This window comes from Mesorhizobium sp. LEGMi-168a, assembly GCF_058312955.1.
Map to the genome: position 1 here is coordinate 184,973 of NZ_JBZEGV010000006.1, position 26,205 is coordinate 211,177.

Annotated in this window: 23 protein-coding genes; 18 read left to right on the plus strand and 5 right to left on the minus strand. The window is 64.0% G+C overall.

Annotated elements, in window-relative coordinates; translation table 11 throughout:
• The first annotated feature begins 24 nt into the window (after positions 1-24).
• Genes motA through AC4FWB_RS11250 form a run of 6 tightly spaced genes read left to right on the plus strand, consistent with a single transcriptional unit; the run spans position 25 to position 4,913 of the window.
• Positions 25-900, plus strand: a complete 876-nt coding sequence (gene motA / locus AC4FWB_RS11225; RefSeq protein ID WP_491026063.1) for a flagellar motor stator protein MotA — start codon at positions 25-27, stop codon at positions 898-900.
• Positions 901-934: 34 nt separating this feature from the next.
• Complete coding sequence (locus tag AC4FWB_RS11230; RefSeq protein ID WP_491026064.1) at positions 935-1,870, plus strand: FliM/FliN family flagellar motor switch protein; 936 nt, start codon at positions 935-937, stop codon at positions 1,868-1,870.
• A gap of 30 nt (positions 1,871-1,900) precedes the next feature.
• On the plus strand, positions 1,901-2,287 hold the full coding sequence (gene fliN / locus AC4FWB_RS11235; RefSeq protein WP_126098123.1) for a flagellar motor switch protein FliN: 387 nt from the start codon (positions 1,901-1,903) through the stop codon (positions 2,285-2,287).
• 40 nt (positions 2,288-2,327) lie between these two features.
• Positions 2,328-3,347, plus strand: a complete 1,020-nt coding sequence (locus AC4FWB_RS11240) for a flagellar motor switch protein FliG (RefSeq protein WP_491026065.1) — start codon at positions 2,328-2,330, stop codon at positions 3,345-3,347.
• Positions 3,348-3,372: 25 nt separating this feature from the next.
• On the plus strand, positions 3,373-4,455 hold the full coding sequence (gene flhB, locus AC4FWB_RS11245; protein WP_491026066.1) for a flagellar biosynthesis protein FlhB: 1,083 nt from the start codon (positions 3,373-3,375) through the stop codon (positions 4,453-4,455).
• Between the two features lie 20 nt (positions 4,456-4,475).
• Positions 4,476-4,913, plus strand: coding sequence for a BspJ family T4SS effector nucleomodulin (locus AC4FWB_RS11250; RefSeq protein ID WP_491026067.1), 438 nt, complete (start codon positions 4,476-4,478; stop codon positions 4,911-4,913).
• Between the two features lie 38 nt (positions 4,914-4,951).
• Here AC4FWB_RS11250 and AC4FWB_RS11255 read toward each other — a convergent pair whose 3' ends face one another.
• The 4 genes from AC4FWB_RS11255 to AC4FWB_RS11270 form a co-directional block, all read right to left on the minus strand.
• Positions 4,952-5,722 carry a helix-turn-helix transcriptional regulator gene (locus tag AC4FWB_RS11255; protein ID WP_491026068.1) on the minus strand — a complete coding sequence of 257 codons (771 nt, stop codon included), beginning with the start codon at positions 5,720-5,722 and terminating at the stop codon, positions 4,952-4,954.
• The gene (locus tag AC4FWB_RS11260; RefSeq protein WP_491026069.1) at positions 5,719-6,429 is read right to left on the minus strand and encodes a helix-turn-helix transcriptional regulator; all 711 of its coding nucleotides are present in this window, start codon (positions 6,427-6,429) and stop codon (positions 5,719-5,721) included. The genes AC4FWB_RS11255 and AC4FWB_RS11260 overlap by 4 nt, the downstream gene beginning before the upstream one ends.
• Positions 6,430-6,861: 432 nt before the next feature.
• A complete protein-coding gene (locus AC4FWB_RS11265; protein WP_491026070.1) occupies positions 6,862-7,893 on the minus strand; it encodes a histone deacetylase family protein in 1,032 nt (343 codons plus the stop codon).
• Positions 7,894-7,916: 23 nt separating this feature from the next.
• On the minus strand, positions 7,917-8,570 hold the full coding sequence (locus tag AC4FWB_RS11270; RefSeq protein ID WP_491026071.1) for a TetR/AcrR family transcriptional regulator: 654 nt from the start codon (positions 8,568-8,570) through the stop codon (positions 7,917-7,919).
• Positions 8,571-8,824: 254 nt separating this feature from the next.
• Between AC4FWB_RS11270 and AC4FWB_RS11275 the strand changes: the two genes are divergently transcribed.
• The 10 genes from AC4FWB_RS11275 (at position 8,825) to AC4FWB_RS11320 (ending at position 20,203) form a co-directional block, all read left to right on the plus strand.
• Positions 8,825-10,492 (plus strand): amidohydrolase, encoded by a 1,668-nt coding sequence (locus AC4FWB_RS11275; protein WP_491026072.1) that lies wholly within the window; start codon positions 8,825-8,827, stop codon positions 10,490-10,492.
• 140 nt (positions 10,493-10,632) lie between these two features.
• Positions 10,633-11,733 (plus strand): ABC transporter ATP-binding protein, encoded by a 1,101-nt coding sequence (locus tag AC4FWB_RS11280; RefSeq protein ID WP_491026073.1) that lies wholly within the window; start codon positions 10,633-10,635, stop codon positions 11,731-11,733.
• Positions 11,733-12,680 (plus strand): ABC transporter permease, encoded by a 948-nt coding sequence (locus AC4FWB_RS11285; RefSeq protein ID WP_491026074.1) that lies wholly within the window; start codon positions 11,733-11,735, stop codon positions 12,678-12,680. The genes AC4FWB_RS11280 and AC4FWB_RS11285 overlap by 1 nt, the downstream gene beginning before the upstream one ends.
• Entirely contained in the window at positions 12,673-13,485 is an 813-nt protein-coding gene (locus tag AC4FWB_RS11290; RefSeq protein WP_491026075.1) for an ABC transporter permease, read from the plus strand. Before AC4FWB_RS11285 ends, AC4FWB_RS11290 begins: the two co-directional genes overlap by 8 nt.
• 47 nt (positions 13,486-13,532) lie before the next feature.
• Positions 13,533-14,561, plus strand: coding sequence for an extracellular solute-binding protein (locus AC4FWB_RS11295; RefSeq protein WP_491026076.1), 1,029 nt, complete (start codon positions 13,533-13,535; stop codon positions 14,559-14,561).
• 120 nt (positions 14,562-14,681) lie between these two features.
• Positions 14,682-15,878 (plus strand): serine hydrolase domain-containing protein, encoded by a 1,197-nt coding sequence (locus AC4FWB_RS11300; RefSeq protein WP_491026077.1) that lies wholly within the window; start codon positions 14,682-14,684, stop codon positions 15,876-15,878.
• A 31-nt stretch (positions 15,879-15,909) separates the two neighbouring features.
• Positions 15,910-17,088 carry a serine hydrolase domain-containing protein gene (locus tag AC4FWB_RS11305; protein ID WP_491026078.1) on the plus strand — a complete coding sequence of 393 codons (1,179 nt, stop codon included), beginning with the start codon at positions 15,910-15,912 and terminating at the stop codon, positions 17,086-17,088.
• Positions 17,089-17,209: 121 nt separating this feature from the next.
• Complete coding sequence (locus tag AC4FWB_RS11310) at positions 17,210-19,576, plus strand: Tex family protein (protein ID WP_491026079.1); 2,367 nt, start codon at positions 17,210-17,212, stop codon at positions 19,574-19,576.
• Between the two features lie 63 nt (positions 19,577-19,639).
• Positions 19,640-19,918, plus strand: a complete 279-nt coding sequence (locus tag AC4FWB_RS11315) for a type II toxin-antitoxin system ParD family antitoxin (protein WP_491026080.1) — start codon at positions 19,640-19,642, stop codon at positions 19,916-19,918.
• The gene (locus AC4FWB_RS11320; RefSeq protein ID WP_491026081.1) at positions 19,919-20,203 is read left to right on the plus strand and encodes a type II toxin-antitoxin system RelE/ParE family toxin; all 285 of its coding nucleotides are present in this window, start codon (positions 19,919-19,921) and stop codon (positions 20,201-20,203) included. It begins immediately after the preceding gene.
• A gap of 54 nt (positions 20,204-20,257) precedes the next feature.
• Here the strand turns inward: AC4FWB_RS11320 and AC4FWB_RS11325 are convergent, their stop codons facing one another.
• A complete protein-coding gene (locus AC4FWB_RS11325; RefSeq protein ID WP_491026082.1) occupies positions 20,258-21,169 on the minus strand; it encodes a LysR family transcriptional regulator in 912 nt (303 codons plus the stop codon).
• Between the two features lie 107 nt (positions 21,170-21,276).
• On the opposite strand from AC4FWB_RS11325, the gene AC4FWB_RS11330 reads away from it, so the two are divergent.
• Together AC4FWB_RS11330 and AC4FWB_RS11335 are read left to right on the plus strand one after the other, a co-directional pair.
• Positions 21,277-22,467, plus strand: a complete 1,191-nt coding sequence (locus AC4FWB_RS11330) for an acyl-CoA dehydrogenase (RefSeq protein WP_491026083.1) — start codon at positions 21,277-21,279, stop codon at positions 22,465-22,467.
• 373 nt (positions 22,468-22,840) lie between these two features.
• A complete protein-coding gene (locus tag AC4FWB_RS11335; RefSeq protein WP_491026084.1) occupies positions 22,841-26,200 on the plus strand; it encodes a transglutaminase family protein in 3,360 nt (1,119 codons plus the stop codon).
• Positions 26,201-26,205: the final 5 nt, after the last annotated feature.

Below are 26,205 nucleotides of genomic sequence, written 5' to 3' on the forward strand. Positions count from 1 at the left end.
ACGTGACATGCGGAAGGACCTGTTGTGGGTATTCTGATCGGACTTGTGGTGACGCTTGGCTGCGTTCTCGGCGGCTTCATGGCCATGGGCGGCCATCTGCATGTGCTGATGCAGCCATGGGAAGCGGTGGTCATCTGCGGCGCGGCGCTCGGCACCTTCCTCGTCGCCAATCCGATGAAGACGGTCAAGGACACCGGCAAGGGCATTCTCGAGGCCTTCAAGCAGGCGGTGCCGAAGGAGCGCGACTATCTCGAGACGCTGGGCGTGCTGCATAGCCTGATGCGCGAATTGCGCTCGAAGTCGCGCAGCGAGGTCGAGGCGCATATCGACAATCCGGAAGAGTCGGCGATCTTCCAGGCCTTCCCGACCGTCTTGAAGAACCACGATCTGACGCATTTCATCTGCGACTATTGCCGCATCATCATCATCGGCAATGCCCGCTCGCACGAGATCGAGGCGCTGATGGACGAGGAGATCCAGACCATCCGCACCGACAAGCTGAAGGCCTATCACGCGATGGTCGCGGTCGGCGACGGCCTGCCGGCGCTCGGCATCGTCGCCGCCGTGCTCGGCGTGGTGAAGGCGATGGGCGCGCTCGACCAGTCGCCGGAAATCCTCGGCGGCCTGATCGGCGCCGCACTCGTCGGAACCTTCCTCGGCATTTTCCTGTCCTATGCCGTGGTCGGTCCGGTCGCCACCAAGATCAAGACGGTGCGCGAGAAGAAGAACCGCCTCTACATCATCGTCAAGCAGACGCTGCTCGCCTACATGAACGGCGCCTTGCCGCAGGTCGCGATCGAGTTCGGCCGCAAGACCATTTCTTCCTATGAGCGCCCGACGATCGATGCCGTCGAGCAGAGCACGATGAATGCAGGCGCCGCCGAGAAGAAGGCGGCCTGAGCATGCAGAATTTCAGTCAGGGCCGCTTGCCGTCATGACCAGTCCGGGCAGTCCGTCGCAAACCCGGGCTCTCATCATCGAGCGCCTCGTCGGCGACAGCGGCGAGGCCGCGCAGGTGATCGGCGTCGGCCGCGGCATGGCCGAACGCTCGCTGCCGCTGCTGCAGAAGGCGCTTGCGGGTGAGCTCGGCGCGCCGGTCACGGTCGACCTACAGGCCGTCGAAGTGGGCCGCGTCCCCGATGCGCGCATGCGCGCCGGCGAAACCTTCGCCATGACGATCGTTTCTTCTCCAGCCTCGGCGGACGCCATGACGCTGGTCATGGATGCGCCGGCGATCGCGGTCATGGTCTCGGCGCTGTTCGGCGGCGACCCGGACCAGCCGGTGGCGCCGATCGAGCGCGACCTGTCGCAGATCGAGATCGATGTCGCGACCATGCTCTTCCAGGAGGTCGCGGTGGCGCTGAACGGATCAGGCAGGCGTTCTCTCGACCTGCGCCTGCCGGTTGCCAAAGCGATGTCCGGCAACGAGGCAAAACGGCGCGTGCTGCGCGACGGAGCGGCGATTCGCATCGTCTACGGCATCTCGACGCCGACCGACGCCGGCACGGTGACGGTGATGATCCCGCAGCGCATCCTTCTGGCGACGCGCGGCGCCACCGCCCATCAAGGCGACGACCAGGCGACGGAGTTCGACTGGCGGGCCCGCTTCTCGGAGGAGGTGATGCGCTCGGCCGTGCGGCTCGAGGCTACCATGCCGCTCGCCCGTCTGACGCTTGGCGATCTCGCCGCCTTCCAGCCAGGCCAGGTGATCGAGTTCGAGGAGAACGCGCAGCTGCAGGCCAGGCTCAGCGCGCGCGACAAGACGCTTTTTGTCTGCGAGTTCGGTAAGCTCGGACAGAATTACACGGTCCGCATCCGGCATCCCCACGACGCCGGGCAGGATTTTATCGACGGATTGATGCCGGGCTGAGGCCGGGCTTGGGAATATTGGAGACGAGGCATGGCAAAGACCAAGGTGGAAGCCGAACCCGAAGCCGACCAGCCGGACGAGCAGCTCGACCGAGCCATCGAGGAACTGCGCGGCGTGCTCAGGGAAGAGGAACAACGACCGGACGCTGCCCTCCAGGCAGGAGCCAATTCCTCGATCATCATGACGATCCCGGTCGATGTGCAGATCATCCTCGGCAGCACCGAAATGCCGGTTTCGGAGTTGATGGCGTTGCAGAAGGGCTCGACCGTGGCGCTTAACCGCCGCATTGGCGAGCCGGTCGACGTGGTGGTCAACGGCCGCAGGATCGCACGCGGCGAGATCACGGTGCTGGAGCACGATCCGTCGCGCTTCGGCATCAGGCTTACCGAGATCATCGCCGCGACGAAGAGCGCCTGAGCATGGACGGCGAGAGCACTGACCGGCAGCGGAGCAAAGCATGATGACGTCATTGACGCTGACGCGCCCGCAAAAGGCCGCCGCGATCCTGGTGGCGATGGGCAAGCCCTCGGCCAGTCGGCTGCTCAAATTCTTCAAGCAGGAAGAGCTGAAGGCGCTGATCGAGGGCGCCCGCCTGCTGCGCACCATCCCGCAAGCCGATCTGGAGCGCATCGTCGCGGAATTCGAGGCCGAGTTCACGGAAGGCGCCGGCCTGCTCGATTCGGCCGATCGGATGGACACGATCCTCAACGAATCGCTGTCGCCCGAGGAAATGAGCGCCATCATGGGCGACAGGAAATTCGAGCCGGCGCCGGAAGGGCCGCCGCCGATCTGGCCGGATCTCGAAAAGCTCGAGCCCGCGCGTCTTGGGACCTTCCTCGCCGGCGAACACCCGCAGACGTCCGCAATGGTGTTGTCGAAGCTTGCGCCGCAGACTGCCGCCAATGTGCTCTTGACGATGGAAAAGCCGATACGCAGCCAGATCATCAAGCGCATGGTGACGATGGCCAATATTCCGGACGCGGCGACCAGGATCGTCGAGAACCAGCTGCGCGCCAGCGTGCTTTCGCAAAAGGCGACCAGGGACACTTCAGCCGGCCAGGAGCGCGTCGCCAGCGTGCTCAACGAAATGGCCAAGCCCGAGCTCGACGAGCTCATGCAGGATCTGGAGGAGGCCGGCACGCCCGACCTCGCCGGCGTCAAGTCGCGCCTCTTTGCCTTCGACGATCTGCCGCTGCTCACCCAGAAGGCGCGCGTGCTTCTGTTCGACGGACTGTCGACCGAGCTCGTCACGCTGGCTCTGCGCGGCGCGCCGGCGCCGCTCACCGAAGCGGTGCTGTCGGCGATCGGTGCACGCTCACGTCGCATGATCGAATCCGAGCTCGGACAGGGATCGGAAGGCATTGCGCTCACCGACATCATGGCGGCGCGCAAGACGGTCGCGGTAGCGACCATCCGTCTGTCGCGGCAAGGAGCATTCGAGCTCCCTGCGACGCAGACCGCCGCCGAAGCGGCCTGACGGGTAGCGATCCGGTCAGGGCACCATGGCTGAGGCGGTCGACAAGGATTCCAAAACCGAGGAAGCCACAGAAAAGAAGATCCGCGACACGATCGAACAGGGCAAGCTGCCCCATTCGCGCGAAACCGCCATCTTCGCCTCCTTCCTTGCCATACTGGTGTTCACCGTCTTCTACGCCAAGGACGCCATCGTCAATCTCGGCATGTTCCTCGCCATGTTCCTGGAAAAGCCGGAAGCCTGGCCGATGGACACCGAGACCGACGTCATCACGCTCTACCAGCAGGTCTTGATCGAGGTCGGCCGCGCCGTCGTCAGCCTGCTGGTGCTCCTGGTGGTCGCCGGCGTCGGCGCTTCGGTGTTTCAGAACATACCGCAAATTGTCGGCGAACGGATCAGGCCGCAACTGTCACGCATTTCGATCGCCAAGGGCTGGAGCCGCATGTTCGGCGTGCAGGGCTTCGTCGAATTCGGCAAGTCGCTGGCCAAGCTTGCGTTTGCGATCGCCGTCCTCACCTTCACGCTGTCGGAGGATCATCGCAGGCTGCTCGCCGGCATGATCACCAACTCTGTCGCCTTCGGTCTGGAGATCCGCGGCATCGCCGTCGACATATTGACGGCGATCGTCTTCGTCATGGGACTGATCGCGGTCGCCGACATCGTCTGGTCGCGCTTCCACTGGCGGCGCGACCTGCGCATGACCAAGCAGGAAGTGAAGGACGAGATGAAGCAGTCGGAAGGCGATCCGATCGTGAAATCGCGCCTGCGCTCGCTGGCGCGCGACCGGGCGCGGCGGCGCATGATGACGGCGGTGCCGCGCGCGACGCTCATCATCGCCAATCCGACGCACTATTCCATCGCGCTGAAATATGTCCGCGAAGAGGACTCCGCTCCGCTGGTGCTCGCCAAGGGCCAGGATCTGGTGGCGCTGAAAATTCGCGAGATCGCCAGGGAGCACAACATCCCGATCTTCGAGGACGTGGCGCTTGCCCGCTCCATGTACAAGCAAGTTTCGGTTGATAGCGTGATCCCGTCGCAATTCTACCAGGCCGTCGCCGAGCTGGTGCGGATCGTCTACTCGAAGAAGGCCGAGCGAAAAGTAACCCAATGAACGGACGCTGCTTCTAATCCATGAACCGGCAACCACACGCCAATTCACGCGAGCAGATCGTCGCCAGCGCCATCCAGGATGTGGTCGGCGAGTTGCGGCTGATCGAGGTCGCCGACTATATCGCCTTCATCCGGCTGGAGCATTTCGCCTGCCTCTCGGACCTGGTGGACTCGGCCGCGGAACTCTACTTCCAGCCTGGCACGCTCAGGCTTGGCCATGGCGGTGAGGCGCATGTCGACTGGACGGGCCATCCGCGCATCGTGCTCGATCTCGAGCTTCGGCCGCGCGGCGTCACCGTCTACTTTCAGCTGACGCTGACCGGGCAGGGGACGTCCGTGGTCGTCAACTACGTGTCTTTCGAGAAGCCGGGCGAGACGCCGGAGCACAACACGGCCCTGCTCGAGGATGCGATCGAAGAGGCGCGCATCCGTAGGACCGAGCCGCTCGCTTACCCCTGATGATGAATTGAAGAGTGTAGGCGCCTGGCCTGAGCGAGCTACTCGATCAGGCCCAGGCGCAGCGCCTTGGCCACCGCCTGGTTGCGGTTGACCGCGTTGAGCTTCTGCGTCGACTGGGTCAGGTACTGGTTGGCGGTGTGCACCGACAGTTTCAGGAGCTTTGCGATCTCTTCGCTGGTGTTGCCGTTGGCGGTCAGCTTCAGGCATTCGAGCTCGCGCTTGGAGATCGCGCGCGTCCTGCCGGTTTCGCCTGGACGGATGCGGGCGACCGCCGCGAACAGCGCAAAGCAACGCGCGTGGATTTCACAGAGCGTGTCGTCCGACAGCGTAATGTCCGGCCCCAGGAAGACCACCAGCCCGCACTGGCCGCGATCCGCATGCACCGGAAAGGCGATGCCGTTGGTGCCTGGCGCCAACGGCGCGGTCGCCTCGGACCATGTTAGGTTCTCAAACGTCCGCCGCGAGCCGGCGATGCCGTCATCGGCCCACCAGCGCGGTGTCGTCGAGATGCGGCTGTGGCGCACCATCTCCTCGCCGCTGGCGCCCGAGATGAATTTGGTCGCGACGGCGGTCGACGGATAATCGGAATCGAAGCAGGCGACCAGGCGGGCGCGCTCCAGGGAAGGGCTGACGAAGAACAGCCCAAAGCCGGAAGCGTTGATGTCGACGGCAATCCAGCGGCAACGGCGCACGGCGTCCGGGATGGTCACCGCGTGATGCGTCTCCGATCCGAGCGAGAAGGCGCCGAACGGATTGCGCTGATCGTTGAAAAGGGCGGTCGCGGCCTCTTTGACCTGTGCGTGCTTCAAATGATGCCGCTCCTGATCGCGGTCGCAATCGCCATCGCGCGGTTGCTGGCCGCGAATTTCTGGATGGCATGCGTGATGTAGCTGTTGACGGTGTTCGACGAGACGCCAAGGATGAGTGCCACCTCGTCGGTGGTCTTGCCTTCCGACACCCAGAACAGACATTCGCGCTCGCGGTCGGACAGCGGATCCTGCATGGATGCCTCGGCGATCAATTGCGGGATGCCGGACAGCGCGTAGCAGCATTTCAGCTGCGCCTTCATCAGGGCCGGGAGGTCGATCTTGTCGGGCTCGGCGGCGGAAAACAGTACGAAAAGGCGCTGGCGGCCGACATTCAGCCTGAGCGAATAGATTTCGGCGTGGCCGAGCACGTCGAGCAGCCTGGCCTCCTCGCCGCTCAGCAGCGCGCCGGCATCGGGCGCGTGGGCCGCGACCAGCGGTCTGGGGCGTACGCCGGGAGCCGCCGTCAGGGGGCCTAGCGCAAGATTGGCAATCAGCCTTTTGCCGATCAGCTCGATGGCGTCAAAGATCCAGTTCGACGACACGATGCGCGCATCGTTGCGGTCCTGGTCGTGGACGATGGCGACCAGCATGTAGCTGTCGGCGCCGATGTTGGCGGCAAGCTGCATGAAGAAGCTGGTGAGATCGCCGCGGGACGCCAGGCGCGAGCCTGAAGCGTCGGGTTGGAGAAGCGCGGCGGGACTGCTCATTTTGATATTCTGGCCGGAATCGATCCCTGTGCCCGGTGCCGGCGTTAGCCAGCGTCCGGACCCGAAACGCGTCACATTGACGAAAACACACTCAAGGGCACGCACAGCGCCCAACCGAGCCGAATCCTTTTGGGGAACGCGAAGCCGTCCGCGCCTGGTGCCGGCCGAGCGCCGGAACAAGAGACCTTGGGTGGTTGCCGCGCCCCCCGTGGACCGGCTGATTCGGGTCTAATCTACCCGCAGATGAATCCGACATCAAACGCGATTTGACAAAATCGAATCCGGTGGACTCGTGTTGCGACTCAGAGGCCGCGTCTCGCGTTGCTTGGCGATAATTTCAGGGGTGAGTTGAGCCGATGACCTCGAGGTAAAGTCGTCAAAAAATGCGCCCCGGCTGCATCCGGGGCGCATCTCCTTCCGGCTCGACGCGGCTCAGCGATCCTCGAACCCGGTCAGCACGCCGACGGCGTTGATGCCGATCTCTTCCACCGCGTAGCCGCCTTCCATGACGAACAGCGTCGGCAGGCCGAGCCTGGCGATGCGACGGCCGATCTTGGGATAGTCCTCGCTCTTCAGCTTGAACTGGCTGATCGGGTCCTTCTCGAAGGTGTCGACGCCAAGCGACACCACGACGACGTCGGGCGCATAGGCCGCGAGCCTGGCGCAGGCATCCTCCAGCGAGGCGTTCCAGCCGTCCCAGTCGGTGCTGAAGGGCATCGGATAGTTGATGTTGAAGCCTTCGCCTTCACCTTCGCCACGCTCGTCGGCATGGCCGAGGAAGAAGGGGTACTCGATCATCGGGTCGCCATGCAGGTTGAGCACCTGGACGTCGCCGCGGCGGTAGAAGATCTCCTGCGTGCCGTTGCCGTGGTGGTAGTCGACGTCGAGGATCGAAACGCGCTTGGCGCCCTGGTCGCGGAACCATTGCGCGACGACGGCGGCGTTGTTGATGAAGCAGTAGCCGCCCATGAAGGCAGCGCCAGCGTGGTGGCCCGGCGGCCGGCAGAGCGCGAAGGCGGTCCGCTCGCCGCCCTTGACCAGGGCTGCCGCCGTCAGCGCGACGTCATAGGATGATTTGATCGCCGCCCAGGTGCCTTCGACGAAGGTGGCGCCGGCATCGAAGGAATAATAGCCGAGCAGGGCGTCGATGCGCTTCGGCGGCACGTCGCCGCGCAACCCCCGCGTCGGCCAGGTGAAGGCCATGGCCGAGCCCTTGAAGCCGGCAGCGACCCATTCCGGCCACACAGTCGGCAGGAAATCGATGTAGTGCGCCTCATGCACACGCTTGGCGGCGGCAAGCTCGTGCTCGACCGGCCCGATGATCGGCCCAAGCTTCTCGCTCTCCACCCTTGCCCTGATGAATTCGGCCCGCGACGGCTTTTCGAAACCAGGGACAATCGCCGACGTGACCAGTTCCATCTGCCCGGCATGACCGGCATGGAGCGGCGAATAGACAGTCTTCATGGGGATCCTTTCGAGGTGCGAAATCAGTCGAGATTGAGATAGGGGGTCACCAGAGCGAGCCACATGGCTTCCACATCGTCCTCGATGAGGTCGAATGTCCTGCGGTCCCTCTTAAGCCCGACAAGCCGGCAGACATGGCCGACTTCCATCATCAACACGCCGAGCCGGCTGGCGATCTTGTCTTCGAGAGCCGGGTTCACATGCTGCAGCCACGCGGCGTAGAGGGCGATGATCTCCTTGTCATATTGGTCCTGGATCGGCCTCAGGTCGGCGTTGCCGGATATGGCCTCGATCACCGGCATCAGGGTGGCGTTTTCGAGATAGAGCCTGGATGTGTCGATGAAGAGTTTGCGTACTTCGCGCCGAAACTCGTCACGGTTGGTTGGCCGGGGGGCGTTGATGCGCTTCTGGATCACCTGAGGAAAAGACGACAGCCAGCGCCGGGCCAGGTCCAGAAGAATGGCTTCCTTGTTGGGAAAGTACTGATAAACCGAACCGACCGACAGGCCCGCGCGCTGCGCGATGGCAAGCGTCGTCGGCGCTCTGGTTCCTTGCTCCCGCGTCAGGATCAGCGCCGCGTCGAGAATTCTGTCGACCACCTTGCTTGACCGTTGCTGCCGCGGCTGCTTGCGCGGCTCGAGCGCTATTCTGGTCTTGCGGTCGAGACTGCGCTTCACTGCTCGTTGCCCCCGTTCCCCGCTCGGCCTCACCATCGGCGCGCGGTGCAGTCCACTATACATTCCAAATTCCGGCTGTTGACAAACGCGAATAAACAGTCGCATTCTTTATCCACGCTGTCTTCCACGATAACAAGGGGAATTTCGAAGACGGCGCATCGGCATCGACTTTTGTCCCATGGCGTCGCCCCGGTGGAGCGGCAGCTCGTTGGACCCTCGGCGCTGTCGGTCCCTCAGCAAAATGTGGAGTCGCGATGTCGGTTGCGGATGGTGGTGCGGATCTGGTGGTCGTCAACGGCCGTGTGCTGACCATGGACGACGACAATCCCGCCGCTGAAGCTGTTGCCGTCAAGGATGGCGTCATCATCGCCATCGGCAGCCGCGCTTCGATCGAAGAACTCAAAGGATCGGCGACAAAGGTTGTCGACGCCCAAGGCGGCTCCGTCCTGCCGGGCTTCATCGAAGCGCATATGCATCTGTTCGGCGGCGCGGCCGAGCTCGACAATCTGCATCTGGCGGGCGTGCATGGCTTCGATGCGCTGCGCGACGCGATCCAGGGTTTCGCAGCAAAGCGTCCGAATGCGAGGCTGCTGATCGGCGCCGGGGTCGACTACGCGATCCTGCCCGAACCGGTGACGCGGCATCACCTCGACCGCATCATCCCCGACCGGCCCTTCGCCATGTCGGCCTCGGACCACCATACGATGTGGGCAAACACCAAGGCGCTCGAAGAGGCCGGCCTGCTCAACGGCAAGCAGGTGGGGCCGGGCAACGAGGTCGTCATGGGTGCTGACGGACTTGCCGCCGGCGAGCTGCGCGAAGGCGAGGCATTCGGACCGATCCTCGAGCATTTCGGGGCGAACCGGACACGACTCGGCCTGACGGGCGAAGAGCCGAGCCCCTATCCATCGGCCGAGGAATTGGCCGCCGACCGCGACCTCATGCATCGCGGGCTTGAGTGGTGCGCAAAGCACGGCATCACCTCGATCCAGAACATGGACGGCAACCTCTACCAGCTCCAGCTGCTCGCCGGTCTGGAAGAAGAGGGGCGGCTGATCTGCCGCACCAAGATCCCGTTCCACTTCAAGAATTTCATGCAGCTGGACATGCTCGAAAAAGCCTCGCGCATGGCGGCGACCTACAATTCCGAGTGGCTGTCGTCGGGCATGGTCAAGGTCTTTTATGACGGCGTGCTGGATTCCTGGACCGCGGTGATGGTCGACGACTATGCCGACCGGCCGGGCTGGCGCGGCGAGCCGCTGTTTTCGCCCGCGCATTTCGCCGAAGTGGCGGTCGAGGCCGACAGGCGCGGCTTGCAGATCGCCGTGCATTCGATCGGCGACGGCGCGGTGCGCGCCGTGCTCGACGGCTATCAGGCGGCGCTGAAGAAGAACGGCAGGCGCGACAGTCGCCATCGCATCGAGCATATCGAGGTCACCACGCCGCTCGACGTGCCAAGGTTTGCCGAGCTCGGCGTGCTGGCGTCGATGCAGCCGCCGCATCCGCCGGGCGCCATGAATTTCCCACTGGAGCCGACGATCTCGCGCATCGGACGAGACAAGTGGCCGCTGAGCTATGCCTGGCGCACGCTGAAGAACGCTGGAGCACGGGTCGTCTTCGCCTCCGACTGGCCGGTCTCACCGGTTGACCCGATCCTGGGCATCCAGGCGGCGGTGATGCGCAAACCTTGGGCAGAAGGCCTGCCGGACCAGAGCTTCTCGCTACATGAATCGATTGCCGGCTACACGGTCGAGGGCGCCTATGCCGAGTTCATGGAACACCGCAAGGGCCGCCTGAAGACCGGATACCTCGCCGATCTCGTCGTGTTGTCGGCCGATATAGAGGGGACGGCGCCGGAAGCGCTGCACACCGTGCGGCCGGTAACCACGATCTGTGGGGGGAAGATCACCTACCAAGCCTAACGATGGCATAGGAATTGCTTAATTGAAATCGAGATTCAAATCGAGTCACTGCTCCGCAGTTGCCAAGCCAGCCGGCTTATGGTGACAATCAAACAGGAACAAACCTGCCGCCAAGAGCAGGCTCTCTCAATGGGGTAATCGTGCCGGAACAACCGGGTAAGAACGCGATCGAAGTTCGCGGTGTGCGCAAAGTTTTTGGAACCGGCGAAAACCAGGTAGCCGCTCTCGACACGGTGTCGGTGTCGATCCGCGAGAACGAATTTTTCACACTGCTCGGCCCGTCGGGGTGCGGAAAGACGACGCTGCTGAGACTGATAGCCGGCTTCGATTTCCCAACTGGCGGCGAAATCCTGCTGCACGGCCAGGACATCGCGCCGCTGCCGCCCTTCAAGCGCCCGGTCAACACCGTCTTCCAGAGCTATGCGCTGTTCCCGCATATGACGGTGGCGGAGAACATCGGCTTCGGGCTGGAGATGCTCGGCAGGCCCAAGGGCGAAATTGAAGCGCGCGTCGCGCAGATGCTGAGGCTGGTCAAGATGGAGGCGCTCAAGGCGCGCCGCACCAGCCAGATCTCCGGCGGTCAGCAGCAGCGTGTGGCGCTCGCCCGGGCGTTGGCGCCGCAGCCGAAAGTGCTGCTGCTCGACGAGCCGCTCTCGGCTCTGGACTACAAGCTGCGCAAGGAAATGCAGATCGAGCTGAAGCGGCTGCAGAACGAGACCGGCATCACCTTCATCTTCGTCACCCACGACCAGGAAGAAGCGCTGACGATGTCCGACCGCATCGCGGTAATGTCGGCGGGCAAGATCCTGCAGGTCGGCACGCCGCGCGACATCTACGACCGGCCGGCCGAACGCTTCGTCGCCGACTTCATCGGCGAGACGAATTTCCTGGCGGGCTCGGTGGTGTCGAAGAAGCCCGGCGTGGCGACCGTCAAATTCGCCAGCAACGTGACGATCGCCGCGGGCTATCCGGAAGGCTTCGATCCGTCTGGCGATGTGACGCTGGTGGTGCGCCCCGAACATGCCGACCTGGTGCCCGACCCGGCCAAGGGCACGATCACTGGCACGCTTTCCAACATCGTCTATTTCGGCACCGACACGCACTACCATGTGAAGCTCGACGGCGGCGAAAACTTCATCGTGCGCCACCAGAACAGCCGCTCGAGCCCGGTGACCTACGAGACCGGCGCCAAGGTCGGCATCCAGTTCGAGGAGGACGCGGCGCGCGTCCTGAAAGACTGATGACGACAGCCACGCTCTCCCCAACCACGCTTTCCAAGGCCGCGTCGTTCGAAGCCCAGGCGGTGAAAGCCGGCGCGCGGCGCAACCGGCTGCTGTCGCTGCCGGCGCTGATCATCATCGGCATTTTCGGCGTGCTGCCGCTCATCATCATCTGCGTCTATTCGTTCCTTGTCGCCGCGCCCTATGGCGGCGTGCAGTGGCAGTTCTCGACCGACGCCTATCTGAACTTCCTGTTCCAGCGCGACATCTTCGACGACACGCTGCAGTTCACGCCGGATTTCCTGATCATCTATCTGCGCTCGTTCCTGTTCGCGGTGGTGACGACGGTGATCTGCCTGCTGCTCGGCTTCCCGACCGCCTATTTCATGGCCACGCGTCCGCCGGCGCAACGCAACTGGTGGGTGCTCCTGATCACCATTCCGTTCTGGTCGAACCTCCTGGTGCGCACGCTGGCGATCATGTTCATCATCCGCGACGAGGGCCTGATCAACAACGCGCTGCTGGCGCTTGGCGTGATCGATAAGCCGATCACCATGCTCTACACCAACTTCGCCATCCAGCTCGGCCTGCTCTACGCCTTCCTGCCGTTCATGGTGCTGCCGCTCTATTCAAGCCTGGAAAAGCTCGACTTCCGATTGATCGAGGCGGCCTACGATCTCTACGCCACGCGCCGCCAGGTGCTTTGGCGGGTGATCATTCCGTTGTCCAAACCCGGCATCATCGCAGGCTGCCTGCTGGTCTTCATCCCGGCGCTCGGCGCCTATGTCACGCCGCTGATCCTGGGCGGCGGCGTCCACCTGATGATCGGCGACCTCATTGCCCAGCAATTCGGTTCGGGGCGCAACTGGCCGCTCGGCTGCGCGCAGGCGCTGATCCTGATGGCTGCGGTGCTGGTGGCGCTCTTCTTCTACGTCCGCAACACGTCGGGGAAGGTGCAGCATGGCTGAGCCCCGCACCATCGACATCAAGGACCAGCCGGGCTTCCGCTCGATCGCCGTCATCTGCCTTTTGGTGCTCTATGTGCCGGTGCTGATCCTGATGATCTTCTCGCTGAACAGCGGCTCGCTGGTCACGCATTGGGAAGGCGTCACGCTCGGTTGGTATGGCACCGCGCTGCTCAACGAGGAATTCCACAACGCCGCCCGCAACACGATGATCATCTCGGTCAGCGCCACGATCATCTCGACCGTCTGCGCCACGCTTGCGGCCATCGGTATGACGAGAGTGAAGCCATGGCGCGGGCTTGCCGCGGCATTCATGGTCATCAACCTGCCGCTGATGGTGCCGGAGATCATCACGGCGGTGGCGACGCTCTCCTTCTTCGCGCTGATCGCCGGCACGTTCGGGCTGAATTTCGGCATCGGTAACCTGATCCTCGCCCACACCGTGTTTTGCATCCCCTTCGCCTATATGCCGATCCGGGCGCGGCTGGAGGACATGGACCTGACGCTGGAATATGCGGCGGCCGACCTCTACGCGACGCCGTGGAATGCCTTCAAACGCATCACGCTGCCCTTGCTGGTGCCCGGCATCATGTCGGGCGCGGCACTCGCCTTCATCGTCTCCTTCGACGATTTCACCATCACCCAGCTTGTCGCCGGTCCCGGCCAGACAACGCTGCCCCTCTACATCTGGAACCAGATCCGGCGGCCGATGACACCGGAGATCAACGCCATCTCAACCATCCTGCTTCTGGTGTCGATCCTGTTCGTCTCGATCTCGTTCCTGATCGCGCGCCGGCGCGCCAAGTGACCCGTGAGCTCCAACACAAAACAATGGGAAGGCAAGGAGAACATACAATGTCTGGAAAACTGATGGCGGCCGTTTCCGCGGCCGTGCTGCTATGGGCAGTGCCGGCGCTCGCCGACGGCGAACTGCACATCTACAACTGGGGCGACTACACCAACCCGAAGCTGATCGAGAAGTTCGAGAAGCAGTACAACATCAAGGTGACGCTGGACGACTACGATTCCAACGAAACCATGCTGTCCAAGGTGCGCGCCGGCAATTCTGGCTACGACATCGTGGTGCCGTCCGACTACACCGTGAAGATCATGGTCGAGGAGGGCCTGCTCGAAAAGACCGAGCCCAACGCGATGCCGAACGGCAAGAACATCGATCCGCGCTTCGTCGACGTCTATTGGGACTCCGGCCGGCACTACACCGCGCCATGGCAGTTCGGCACCACGACGTTCTCCGTCAACATGGACAAGTTCAAGGGCGACATCGACACGCTGGCCATCCTGTTCGACCCGCCGGACGCGCTGAAGGGCCAGATCAATGTGCTCGACGACGTGAACACCGTCATGCACGCAGCCGAACGCTATGCCGGCGTGCCGCGCTGCGGCGCCGATAAAGCCAATCTGAAGAAGATCAACGAGATTCTGACGGCCGCGAAGCCGTCATGGAAAACCTTCAGCTACGACACCATCACCAAGATCACTTCCGGCGATGTGATCGTGACGGAACAGTGGAACGGCGCGGCGTACCGTTCGCGCCAGAAGATCCCGGCGATCAAATACGCCTATCCTAAGGAAGGCGTCGAAGGCTGGATGGACAATGTCGCGGTGCTGAAGGGCGCCAAGAACCTCGATAACGCCAAACTGTTCCAGGACTTCGTGATGGCGCCCGAGAACGCGGCGCTGATCTCGGAGTTCGCCGGCTATGACAACGGCATCGCGGGCAGCCACAAATTCCTGCCGGCGGAATTCGCCAACTCGCCGGAAATCAGCCCGCCGTCCGGCTCGCCGACGCCCGAGTTCGTGCCGCCGTGCCCGCCGGACGTGGTGGAGATCTACAACAAGATCTGGACCAACCTGCGCAAATAGCTCCGCCATAAAGCATGAAGGAGGGGAGGCTCCGGCCTCCCTTTCTTGTGTCTTTGTCTTTTGCGCATGTCGTTCCCAAGTCCGCTGCGCACTTTTGGGCGACATGCACCGGAGGATTTGATGACGTCTTACCGCAACTCCGATCCGCGGCCGCCGATCATGCAGGGTTCGCCGCCGGCGATGGTGCCGCCGAAGCTCGACTGGGACAGAGGCCCCTGGAACCGGTGGGCATTCCAGAACATCCGTGAAGTCCTGCCGACGGTGGAAGTATGGCGCGGCCATGGCCATCGCCGCCGCCTCGAGCGCGCCGATGTCGATCTCGATGGCCTGCCGGTGGTGGACGGCAAAGGTGACGCGACGACACTCGCCGGATTGCTCGACGAGACCTATGCCGACGGCTTCCTGGTGCTGAAGGACAGCAGGATAGCCTATGAGCGCTATTTCAACGGCATGGACGAGCGCACGCTGCATCTGTCGCAGTCGATGGCGAAGTCCGTTACCGGATCGGTGTTCGGCATCCTGGTCGGGCGCGGCCTGATCGACCCGGCCAAGTTGGTGACCGATTATCTTCCGGAGCTCGGCGAGACCGCCTGGGCCGGCGCCGCCGTGCAGCACGTGCTCGACATGACGACGGGCGTGCGCTTCTCCGAGGAATACACGGATCGCTATTCCGAGATCGGCCAGGTCGATGTCGCCAGCGGCTGGAAACCGGTGCCGCCCGGCAGCGATCCCAACTTCCAGTGGCCGGCGCATATGTTCGAGCTGATCCTGCGGCTGAAGGACAAGGTACGCGAGCATGGCGAGGCCTTCGAGTATCGCTCGATCGAGACGGACGTGCTTGCCTTCATCATGGAGCGGGTGAGCGGCAAGCGGCTGGCTCAGCTGGTCTCGGAAGAGCTCTGGCAGAAGCTCGGCGCCGACGAGAGTGCCTGCTTCACTGTCGACAGCGCCGGCTATGCGCTGGCCGAAGGCGGGTTCAACGCGACGCTGCGCGACTATGGCCGCTTCGGCCAGCTGATCCTCGACAATGGCGGCGGCGTGATCCCGGCCGGCTGGATCGAGGCGACGCGAAACGGTCGGCATGGCCCGGATTTCAATCCTAGTCTGCCGGAAGGCAGCTACCGCAACCAGTTCTGGATCGAGGACCCGCGTTCGCGTTCGCTGATGTGCCGCGGCGTGTTCGGGCAGCTGATCCACATCGACTGGGACAACAGGATGGTCGTGGTGAAGCTTTCGACCTATCCGGATTTCACCAACATCGCCTATTCGGTGGCGACGTTGAAGGCTGTGCACGCCATCGCCGCGGCGCTCGCCTGAGAACCAGAAACAAGAGATCCGGGAGACAATTGTGGCCGGCAAGACTGCGTTCGAGACCAGATACGGCTTTGCCCGCAAGGACGTGCGGCTCGATAACTGGCGGCTGAGGCCGTTCAGCCAATGGTCGTTCCAGAATGTCGGCGAACTGGTGCCGAGCGTGCATGTCGCGGTGACGCCCGGCGGCGAGGAACAGGCCAAACCGCTTGGAAGTCTGCTCGGGGAGAAAGTGAGCCTGGCCGGCGGCGCCGAAAGCGTCGAGGCCTTCCTCAAACGCTCCGACACCGACGGGCTGGCGATCATCAAGGGCGGTAGGCTGGTCGGCGACTGGTCGGCTCCGCATATGCCGTTCGGCCAGCGTCACATCATCTTCTCGATCAGCAAATCGGTCACCGCGGTTCTCGCCGGCATACTGGAAGGCGAGGGGGTATTCGACGCGGAAGCGCCGGTGACGCATTACATTCCCGAAGCCGAAGGCTCGGCCTATGGCGATGCCAGCGTGCGCAACGTGCTCGACATGACGGTCAGCCTCGATTTCGAGGAAGCCTATCTCGACCCGGAAAGCGCCTTCGCCCGCTATCGCCGCGCGACGCTGTGGAATCCCGGCGGCGGCTCGGAGAGCCTTGCGGCTTTCCTGTTGACGATCCATCGCCTCGCCGAGCCGCACGGGCAAACCTACCGCTACCGCTCGCCGAATTCCGACATGCTCGGCATTCTGGTGGAGCGGGCATCCGGCAAACGCGTCGGCGACCTGCTCAGCGAAAAACTGTGGCTGCCGCTCGGCGCCGCGAGCGAGATGTCGGTGACGGTCGACATGGAAGGCACGGCGCGCACCGCCGGCGGCATGTCGATGACGCCACGCGATCTTGCCTGCATCGGCGAGATGATGCGGCAGGGCGGCACGGCCAACGGCCGCCGCATTGTGCCGGAGGCCTGGGTGCGCGACACGGTCGCCGCCGGCGGCAGCTACGAGGCCTGGCAGCGCGGCACGATGGCTTTCCTGTTCCCCAAGGGGCGCTACCGCAACAAATGGTACCAGATGGGCACGGCAACCGGCGCCTTTTGCGGCATCGGCATCCACGGGCAGTGGATTTACGTCAATCCCAGGGACGAGGTGGTGATCGCGAAAATGTCGTCGCAGCCGGAGCCGGTGGATGACCGGCTCGACGTCGATATCGTGGCGTTTTTCGAGGCACTGAGCGTGATGGTTTGAGCCGATCCGGCACTTCATTCACCGCTGTTTCCTGTGGACCTTCCGGGTCGGGTGAGCGCACCATGGTTGGCGAGACGGACATCCCGGCCTATGGTCGCCGCTCTCTTCGACAGGGATCAGCATGGCATCGGATATCACGCGCATCGCAGCAATCATCGCGGCCGAGATCGGCTCGCGGCCGGAGCAGGCCGCGGCGGCTATCGGGCTGCTGGACGAGGGCGCGACGGTGCCGTTCGTGGCCCGCTACCGCAAGGAAGTCACCGGCGGGCTCGACGACACGCAGTTGCGCGACCTTTCCGAGCGGCTTGCCTATCTGCGCGAGCTCGATGCGCGGCGTGAAACGATCCTCGGCTCGATCCGCGAGCAAGGCAAGCTGACCGAGGAGTTGGAGGCCAAGATTGCTGCGGCAAGCACCAAGGCTGAGCTAGAGGATATCTACCTGCCCTATAAGCCGAAGCGCCGTACCAAGGCCGAGATCGCCAGGGAGCGCGGGCTCGGGCCATTGGCCGAGGCGATCCTTGCCGACCGTTCGGCCGTGCCTGCCGAGCTTGCGCTCGCCTATGTCACGGAAGAGGTGGCAGACGCCAAGGCGGCGCTCGAAGGCGCGCGCGACATCCTGTCGGAGCAATTCGCCGAGAACGCCGATCTGGTCGGCAAGCTGCGCGCCTATATGAAGGAACGCGCCTTCCTGCACGCCAGGGTGGTCGACGGCAAGCAGGAAGCGGGCGCGAAATTCTCCGACTATTTCGACCATGCCGAGCGCTGGGCCGGCGTGCCCAGCCACCGCGCCTTGGCCATGCTGCGCGGCCGCAACGAGGAGGTGCTGTCGCTCGACATCGAGGTCGATGCCGACGATCAATCGCCGGTGAAACCGGTCGATCAATCGCCGGTGAAACCGGTCGATCAATCGCCGGTGAAGCCGGTCGAACGCATGATCGCCAATGCCTATGCCATCGGCAGCAACCTGCCAGGTGACAAATGGCTGATGGAGGTGGCCGGCTGGACCTGGCGGATAAAATTGTCGCTGCACTTGACGCTCGACCTGATGCGCGATCTGCGCGAGCGCGCCGAGGAAGAGGCGATCCATGTCTTTGCCCGCAATCTCAAGGATCTGCTTCTCGCAGCGCCCGCCGGTTCGCGGCCGACCATGGGTCTCGACCCGGGCATCCGCACCGGCGTCAAGGTGGCGGTGGTCGATGGCACCGGCAAGCTGGTGGCGACGACGACAGTCTATCCGTTCCCGCCCAGGAACGATGTGCGCGGCACTCAGGCCGAACTTGCAGCCCTCATCCGCCAGCACAAGGTCGAGCTGATCTCGATCGGCAACGGCACCGGCAGCCGCGAGACCGAGAAACTGGTGGCTGATATGCTGTCGGACCTGCCGGCCGGGTCAGGGCCGAAGCCGCTCAAGGTTATCGTCAGCGAGGCCGGCGCCTCGGTCTATTCCGCTTCGGCCACGGCAGCGGCGGAGTTCCCGGGCCTGGATGTGTCGCTGCGCGGCGCGGTGTCGATCGCAAGACGCCTGCAGGATCCGCTGGCCGAGCTGGTCAAGATCGAGCCGAAATCGATCGGCGTCGGCCAGTACCAGCACGATGTCGACCAGTACCGGCTCGGCCGCTCGCTGGAGGCGGTGGTGGAGGACGCGGTCAATGCGGTCGGCGTCGACCTCAACACGGCGTCGGCGCCGCTGCTGGCGCGGGTTTCAGGGCTGGGGCCGTCGCTTGCCGAAGCGATCGTCGCGCATCGCGATGCCGGCGGTCCCTTTGCCACCCGCCGCGATCTGTTGAATGTGGCCCGCCTCGGACCACGCGCGTTCGAGCAGTGCGCCGGCTTCCTGCGCATTCCGAACGGCACGGAGCCGCTCGATGCCTCCTCGGTGCATCCGGAAGCCTATGGCGTGGCGAAAAAAATCGTCGCTGCATGCGGCCGCGACGTGCGTTCGCTGATGGGCGACAGCGCCGCGCTGAAGGCGCTCGACCCGCGCGTCTTCGTCGACGAGCGTTTCGGCCTGCCGACGGTGCGCGACATCATCGCCGAGCTGGAAAAGCCTGGACGCGATCCGCGCCCCGGTTTCAAGACGGCGACCTTCGCCGAGGGCGTCGACGACATCAAGGACCTGAAGCCAGGCATGCTGCTCGAGGGCACTGTCACCAATGTCGCCGCCTTCGGCGCCTTCGTCGACATCGGCGTGCATCAGGACGGGCTGGTGCATGTCTCGCAACTGGCCGACCGCTTCATCAAGGATGCGCATGAGGTGGTGAAGGCCGGCGACGTCGTGAAGGTGCGGGTCGTCGATGTCGACATCAAGCGCAAACGCATCGGGCTGTCGATGCGCAAGGATGGTGGCGAGGGCGCGTCCCGTAGCAGTCAGCGCGATCAGGGCGGCAAGGCCGCGCCGCGCTCTTCGATGCCGCATCGGCAACAGGAGCGGCCGGCACAGCAAGGCGCCTTTGGAGCGGCGCTCGCCGAGGCGATGAAGCGGAAGTAGCCGGTGGGCGTGCTAAGAGCGCCGTTCCTTGCAATCGGTAGTAAGGTTGCCTACTATTAGCGTATGGCGAATGTAGAAAAAGTCAGTGTTGCCCTCACTCCCGAAATGGCAAACATGATGCGGGAGGTCGTCGCTGCGGGCGAATACGCTTCGGCAAGCGAAGTTATGCGCGAGGCATTGCGCGACTGGAAATTTCGTCGGACACAGCGTGATCAGGCTATCCACGAGTTGGGCCGTCTTTGGGATGAAGGCATCGCAAGTGGCAACGCGGTCGACGGTAATCAGGCTTTCGCCCGGATCAAAAACAAGCTCGATGCGAAAATCGCCGAACGCAAGTCGTAGATGACGCTCCGCCTACGACCGGAAGCCGAGGCGGATATCGAGGCCATCGCGCTTTACATTGCCGAAGACAGCCCGTCAGCGGCGTTGCGCTGGTATGGCGAGATGTACACCCATTGCCAGCGGATCGCCGAAATGCCGGGAATGGGCGTTGCCCGGCCGGAGGTGCGGGCGGACTTACGGACGTTTCCCGCAGGAAATTACCTTATCCTCTATCGCCAGACCGAGGACGGAGCCGAGATCGTGCGCGTGGTTCACGGTGCGCGGCGATGGCAGGAACTTCTGTAGCTGAACGTCGAGGCGGAGCGCCAGCCGGGAGCGGCCGGAACAGGGCGCAAGTAGCTACCACGCCAGGACAGCCGGCTCCTTGCCGATCTGACCCAGCAGCCAGTCGCGAAAACTGGCGACGGGCGGATGGCCGCGCTTGTCATGCGGCACGACGAGGTAATAGGCGTTGCGACTTTGCATCGGTTGGCCCGGCGCCGGCAGCAACTGGCCGCGCTGCAGTTCTCCGGCAATCAGGATTTCCGGCAGCAGCGCCACGCCAAGGCCCGCCATGCAGGCCTGCGCGACCGTGCCGAACTGCTCGAACTGCATGCCGGGACCAGTCGGCGCGCTGAGACCCTGCTCGTCGAACCATTCGCTCCAGGCGCCAGGGCGCGTCGCCATGTGCAGCAGCGGCAGGCGGCTGATATCGGCCGGCGTGGCGATGTCGCGGTTGGCCAGAAATTCGGGTGAAACCACCGGAATGACGGTTTCGCGCATCAGAAGCGTGCAGTCCGAATCCGGCCAGTCGGGCATGCCGTGGTGGATCGCGGCGTCGAGCCGCTCGCGGGCGAAGTCGAAGCGGCCGATGCGGGTGGCGAAGTTGATGGTGATGTCGGGGTGGCGGGCGACAAAGTCCGGGATGAGCGGCATCAGCCAGCGCGTGCCGAAGGTCGGCAGGATGGCAAGGTTGAGGACGCCGCTATGCCGATTGCTCATCAATCCGAGCGCAGCATCGCGTAACTGGCCAAGTGCGGCGCGCACCGCCTCGGCATAGATTTCTCCGGCCATCGACAGCCGGACATTGCGGCTGTCGCGCTCGAACAGCCGGCGGCCGAACTGCTCTTCCAAAAGGCCGATCTGGCGGCTGACGGCGCCCTGGGTCAGATCCAGCTCGCGGGCGGCGGCGGTGAAGGAGCCAAGGCGCGCCACCGCCTCAAAGGCGGCAAGGGCGGCGGTGTTCGGTAGGAGCCGGCGCTGGACGTTCATGATCCATTACTAACGCTCATTGATCCGTGACGCAATTTTGTTTGATTTTTCTCCTGGGGAGGCCGATAAGCCGGGCAACCTCAAAAATATGCCGGGAGTCCAAGGTCATGGCCGCCGAGAAGAACGCCTTTGTCTGGAACGATCCTTTCCTGATCGAGGACCAGCTTTCCGAGGACGAGCGCATGGTGCGCGATGGCGCGGCGGCGTTCGCCGCCGACAAGCTGGCGCCCCGCATCGAGGAAGCCTATCTCGATGAAAAGACCGATCCCTCGATCTTCCGTGAGATGGGCGAGGCGGGCCTGCTCGGCATCACCATTCCGGAAGAGTATGGCGGGCTCGGCGCCAACTACGTCACCTACGGGCTGGTCGCGCGCGAAGTGGAGCGCATCGATTCCGGTTACCGCTCGATGATGAGCGTGCAGTCGTCGCTGGTCATGTATCCGATCCACGCCTATGGCTCTGAAGAGCAGCGCAAGAAATACCTGCCGAAGCTTGCCTCCGGCGAATGGATCGGTTGCTTCGGCCTCACCGAGCCGGATGCCGGCTCGGATCCGGGCGGCATGAAGACGCGCGCCGAGAAGACGGCGAACGGCTATCGGCTTTCCGGCTCCAAGATGTGGATCTCCAACGCGCCGATCGCCGACGTTTTCGTCGTCTGGGCGAAGTCGGCCGCACATGACAACCAGATCCGCGGCTTCGTGCTTGAAAAAGGCATGAAAGGGCTTTCGGCGCCGAAAATTGGGGGGAAGCTTAGTCTCCGCGCGTCGATTACCGGCGAGGTGGTGATGGAGGGCGTCGAGGTCGGTGAAGAGGCGCTGCTGCCCAACGTCTCGGGCCTCAAAGGGCCGTTCGGCTGCCTCAACCGCGCGCGCTACGGCATCTCCTGGGGGGCGATGGGTGCCGCCGAGGATTGCTGGCACCGGGCGCGGCAATATGGCCTCGACCGCAAGCAATTCGGCAAGCCGCTCGCCGGCACGCAGCTGTTCCAGAAGAAGCTCGCCGACATGCAGACCGAGATCGCGCTCGGCCTGCAAGGTTCGTTGCGCGTCGGTCGGCTGATGGACGAAGGCAAGATGGCGCCGGAGATGATCTCCATCGTCAAGCGCAACAATTGCGGCAAGGCGCTCGACATCGCCCGCCAGGCCCGCGACATGCATGGCGGCAACGGCATCCAGATCGGCTACCACGTGATGCGCCACGCGCAGAACCTGGAGACGGTCAACACCTATGAAGGCACGCATGACGTGCACGCGCTGATCCTGGGAAGGGCGCAGACGGGTATCCAAGCCTTCTTTTGAGCGGTCGCAAGCCTTGGCTTCGTCATCCTCGGGCTTGACCCGAGGATCCATGCCGTGACGTCGAGGCGCCGCTGCGGTACGGGAATTGTCGGCGCAGAAGCGCGTCGGAGGTTAGTTCTGCACCGCCGCGTTCATCGGCTGGCGTCACGGAATGGATCCTATGGTCTGCGCGCGTCGCTTCGCTCCTTGCTCCGACATAGGATGACGAACGCATGGGGTCTTCGCCAATCACGGACGCCGGAGACTGGCTATTATCCGGCGACGTCGTGCGTTTATTAGCTGCTTAAATTAGGTGCAACGCAACATCTCTGCTTGGAGAATGCCCAGGACTTGTGTCAGGGTTTGGCGGTAAAACGCCATTCTCCGGGGCACCATGGCAATTCTGGCAGCAGTCCACCACCTGACCCACTACAAGTATGACCGGCCGGTGGTTCTCGGCCCCCAGGTGATCAGGCTGCAGCCGGCGCCGCATTCGCGCACCGAGGTGCTCAGCCATTCGCTCAAGGTCGAGCCGAAGAACCATTTCGTCAACCTGCAGCAGGACCCTTACGGCAACTTCCTCGCCCGCTTCGTCTTTCCGGAGCCGGTGAGCGAGCTCAAGATCGAGGTCGATCTCGTCGCCGACATGACGGTCTACAACCCGTTCGACTTCTTCGTCGAGGAATCGGCCGAAAATTTCCCGTTCGAGTACCCGGAAGAGATACGAGAAGACCTCGCCATCTACCGCGCGCCGGAGCCCGCCGGACCGCTTTTGTCGGCTTTTCTGAAAACCATCGACCGCAGCCCGGCGAATACCGTCAACTTCCTCGTAGGGCTCAATGCGCGGCTGCAGCGCGAGATCGCCTATATCGTGCGCATGGAGACTGGCGTCTATTCGCCCGAGGAAACGCTTGCCGCGGCCAAGGGCTCGTGCCGGGATTCGAGCTGGCTTTTGGTGCAGATCCTCAGGAATCTCGGCATCGCCGCGCGCTTCGTCTCCGGCTACCTGATCCAGTTGAAGCCGGATCTGGTTTCGCTCGACGGGCCGCCCGGAACGTCGGTCGATTTCACCGACCTGCATGCCTGGTGCGAGGTCTATATTCCCGGCGCCGGCTGGATCGGCTTCGACCCGACCTCCGGTTTGCTCACCGGCGAAAGCCATGTGCCGCTGGCGGCGACGCCGCATTTTCGCAATGCCGCGCCGATCTCCGGCATGGCGAGCTTCGCCAATGTTGATTTCAGCTTCGACATGCGGGTCGACCGCATCGCCGAGCATCCGCGCATCACCAAGCCGTTCTCGGATGAGAGCTGGGAGGCGCTCGACGCGTTGGGCAACAAGGTCGATGCGGTTCTGCAAGAGCAGGATGTTCGCCTCACCATGGGCGGCGAGCCGACCTTCGTGTCGATCGACGATTTCGAGTCCGCCGAATGGAACACGGCGGCCGTCGGCCCGACCAAGCGCGACAAGGCGGATGAGTTGATCCGCCGGCTGCGCGAACGCTTCGCGCCGGGCGGCTTCCTGCATTACGGCCAGGGCAAATGGTATCCGGGCGAAAGCCTGCCGCGCTGGACTTTTTCGCTCTACTGGCGCACCGACGGCGAGCCGGTGTGGAGCGACCCTTCGCTGATCGCGCGGGAGAAGGGCAATACCGCAGTCGGGCCGGAGCAGGCCGGAAACCTGCTCAAGGCTATCGCCGGCGAACTCGGCATCGACAAGGCGATGGTCAGTGAAGCCTATGAAGACCCGGCCGAATGGCTGCTCAAGGAAGGCAAGCTGCCGGACAATGTCGATCCGTCGAATTCCAAGCTGGAGGATCCCGAAGAGCGGAGCCGCATGGCGCGCGTCTTCGAGCGCGGCCTGACCAAGCCATCCGGCTACGTGCTACCGGTCCAGCGCTGGAACAGCCAGGCCGCGGGGCAACGCTGGCGTTCGGAGAAATGGAACACCCGGCGCGGCCGGCTGTTCCTGGTTCCCGGCGATTCACCGGTCGGCTACCGCTTGCCGCTTGGCACGCTGCCTTACGTGCCGCCGGCGCAATTCCCCTACATCGTGCCGGTCGATCCATCAGTGCCGCGCGGCTCGCTACCGGCACGCGCGGCCATCTTGCCGGAAGCCGCTCCGGCAGAGCCTGAGCGCGCCGACGAAGCGGCGCGCCGGCAGCAAGCGGTGTCCTTCACCGCGGCGACCAGCCAGCAGGACCGTGTCGAGCAGGAGATCACCGAAATCGGCGGCGCGGTGCGCACCGCGCTCACCGTCGAGCCGCGCGATGGGCGGCTCTGCGTGTTCATGCCGCCGGTCGAGGCGCTGGAAGATTATCTCGAACTGGTGGCGGCGGCCGAGAACGCGGCCAAGGCGATCGGTCTGCCCGTGCATATCGAGGGCTATGCCCCGCCGCACGATCCGCGCCTCAACGTCATCCGGGTCGCGCCGGATCCCGGCGTCATCGAGGTGAACATCCATCCGGCCGCCAACTGGCGGGAATGCGTCGCCGTGACCACGGCGATCTACGAGGAGGCAAGGCAGTCGCGGCTCGGCACCGACAAGTTCATGATCGACGGCCGCCATACCGGCACCGGCGGCGGCAACCATGTCGTGGTCGGCGGCGCGACGCCCAACGACAGCCCGTTCCTGCGCCGGCCTGACCTGTTGAAGAGCCTGGTGCTGCAGTGGCAGCGGCATCCCTCGCTGTCCTACCTGTTCTCCGGCCTGTTCATCGGCCCGACCAGCCAGGCGCCGCGCATCGACGAGGCGCGTCACGATTCGCTCTACGAGCTCGAGATCGCGCTGGCGCAGGTGCCGCACCCGGACAAGGGCGAAGCGCCCTTGCCGTGGCTGGTCGACCGGCTGTTCCGCAATCTCTTGACCGACGTCACCGGCAACACGCATCGCTCGGAAATCTGCATCGACAAATTGTTCTCACCGGACGGTCCGACCGGCAGGCTCGGTCTGGTCGAGTTCCGAGGCTTCGAGATGCCGCCGAATGCACGCATGAGCCTGGCGCAGCAACTTTTGGTGCGTGCGATCATCGCCCGCGCGTGGAAGAGCCCGCTCGACGGCCGCTTCGTGCGCTGGGGCACCTCGCTGCACGACCGTTTCATGCTGCCGTATTATGTCTGGGCGGATTTCCTCGACGTGCTGGAGGATTTGAAGCTCAATGGCTTCGACTTCCGTCCCGAATGGTTCGCCGCCCAGCTCGAATTCCGCTTTCCGTTTTGCGGCGAGGTGCAGCACAGCGGCGTCAAGCTGGAGCTGCGGCAGGCGCTGGAGCCGTGGCATGTGATGGGCGAGCAGGGCGCCATCGGCGGTACGGTCCGCTTCGTCGACTCCTCCGTCGAGCGGCTGCAAGTGCGGACCGAAGGTCTAAACCCGGAACGCCACGCGGTGGTCTGCAACGGCCGCATTGTGCCCATGAAGTTGACCGACAATCGCGAAGTCGCGGTGGCCGGCGTGCGCTTCAAGGCCTGGCAGCCGGCATCCGGCCTGCATCCGGCCTTGCCGGTCAACACACCGCTGGTCTTCGATATCTACGACCGCTGGTCGGGCCGCTCGGTTGGCGGCTGCGTCTACCATGTCGCGCATCCGGGTGGCCGCAACTATGACACCTTCCCCGTCAACGGAAATGAAGCAGAGGCGCGGCGGCTCGCCCGCTTCGAGCCGCGCGGCCACACGCCCGGCGGTTATGTGTTGCGCGACGAAGAAGCTTCTGAAGACTTCCCGATGACCCTTGACCTCAGGCGGCCGGCGAGACTCTGATCCAC

What these genes read in the sequence shown, in the direction of transcription:
- AC4FWB_RS11290 (WP_491026075.1), top strand. Translation starts at nt 12,673, where the DNA reads ATGGCTGAGCCCCGCACCATCGACATCAAGGACCAGCCGGGCTTCCGC.
- AC4FWB_RS11310 (WP_491026079.1), top strand. Translation starts at nt 17,210, where the DNA reads ATGGCATCGGATATCACGCGCATCGCAGCAATCATCGCGGCCGAGATC.
- AC4FWB_RS11240 (WP_491026065.1), top strand. Translation starts at nt 2,328, where the DNA reads ATGATGACGTCATTGACGCTGACGCGCCCGCAAAAGGCCGCCGCGATC.
- AC4FWB_RS11325 (WP_491026082.1), bottom strand. Translation starts at nt 21,169, where the DNA reads ATGAACGTCCAGCGCCGGCTCCTACCGAACACCGCCGCCCTTGCCGCC.
- AC4FWB_RS11335 (WP_491026084.1), top strand. Translation starts at nt 22,841, where the DNA reads ATGGCAATTCTGGCAGCAGTCCACCACCTGACCCACTACAAGTATGAC.
- AC4FWB_RS11260 (WP_491026069.1), bottom strand. Translation starts at nt 6,429, where the DNA reads ATGAGCAGTCCCGCCGCGCTTCTCCAACCCGACGCTTCAGGCTCGCGC.
- AC4FWB_RS11300 (WP_491026077.1), top strand. Translation starts at nt 14,682, where the DNA reads ATGACGTCTTACCGCAACTCCGATCCGCGGCCGCCGATCATGCAGGGT.
- AC4FWB_RS11320 (WP_491026081.1), top strand. Translation starts at nt 19,919, where the DNA reads ATGACGCTCCGCCTACGACCGGAAGCCGAGGCGGATATCGAGGCCATC.
- AC4FWB_RS11230 (WP_491026064.1), top strand. Translation starts at nt 935, where the DNA reads ATGACCAGTCCGGGCAGTCCGTCGCAAACCCGGGCTCTCATCATCGAG.
- AC4FWB_RS11285 (WP_491026074.1), top strand. Translation starts at nt 11,733, where the DNA reads ATGACGACAGCCACGCTCTCCCCAACCACGCTTTCCAAGGCCGCGTCG.
- AC4FWB_RS11250 (WP_491026067.1), top strand. Translation starts at nt 4,476, where the DNA reads ATGAACCGGCAACCACACGCCAATTCACGCGAGCAGATCGTCGCCAGC.
- AC4FWB_RS11315 (WP_491026080.1), top strand. Translation starts at nt 19,640, where the DNA reads ATGGCGAATGTAGAAAAAGTCAGTGTTGCCCTCACTCCCGAAATGGCA.
- AC4FWB_RS11330 (WP_491026083.1), top strand. Translation starts at nt 21,277, where the DNA reads ATGGCCGCCGAGAAGAACGCCTTTGTCTGGAACGATCCTTTCCTGATC.
- fliN (WP_126098123.1), top strand. Translation starts at nt 1,901, where the DNA reads ATGGCAAAGACCAAGGTGGAAGCCGAACCCGAAGCCGACCAGCCGGAC.
- AC4FWB_RS11265 (WP_491026070.1), bottom strand. Translation starts at nt 7,893, where the DNA reads ATGAAGACTGTCTATTCGCCGCTCCATGCCGGTCATGCCGGGCAGATG.
- AC4FWB_RS11275 (WP_491026072.1), top strand. Translation starts at nt 8,825, where the DNA reads ATGTCGGTTGCGGATGGTGGTGCGGATCTGGTGGTCGTCAACGGCCGT.
- AC4FWB_RS11295 (WP_491026076.1), top strand. Translation starts at nt 13,533, where the DNA reads ATGTCTGGAAAACTGATGGCGGCCGTTTCCGCGGCCGTGCTGCTATGG.
- flhB (WP_491026066.1), top strand. Translation starts at nt 3,373, where the DNA reads ATGGCTGAGGCGGTCGACAAGGATTCCAAAACCGAGGAAGCCACAGAA.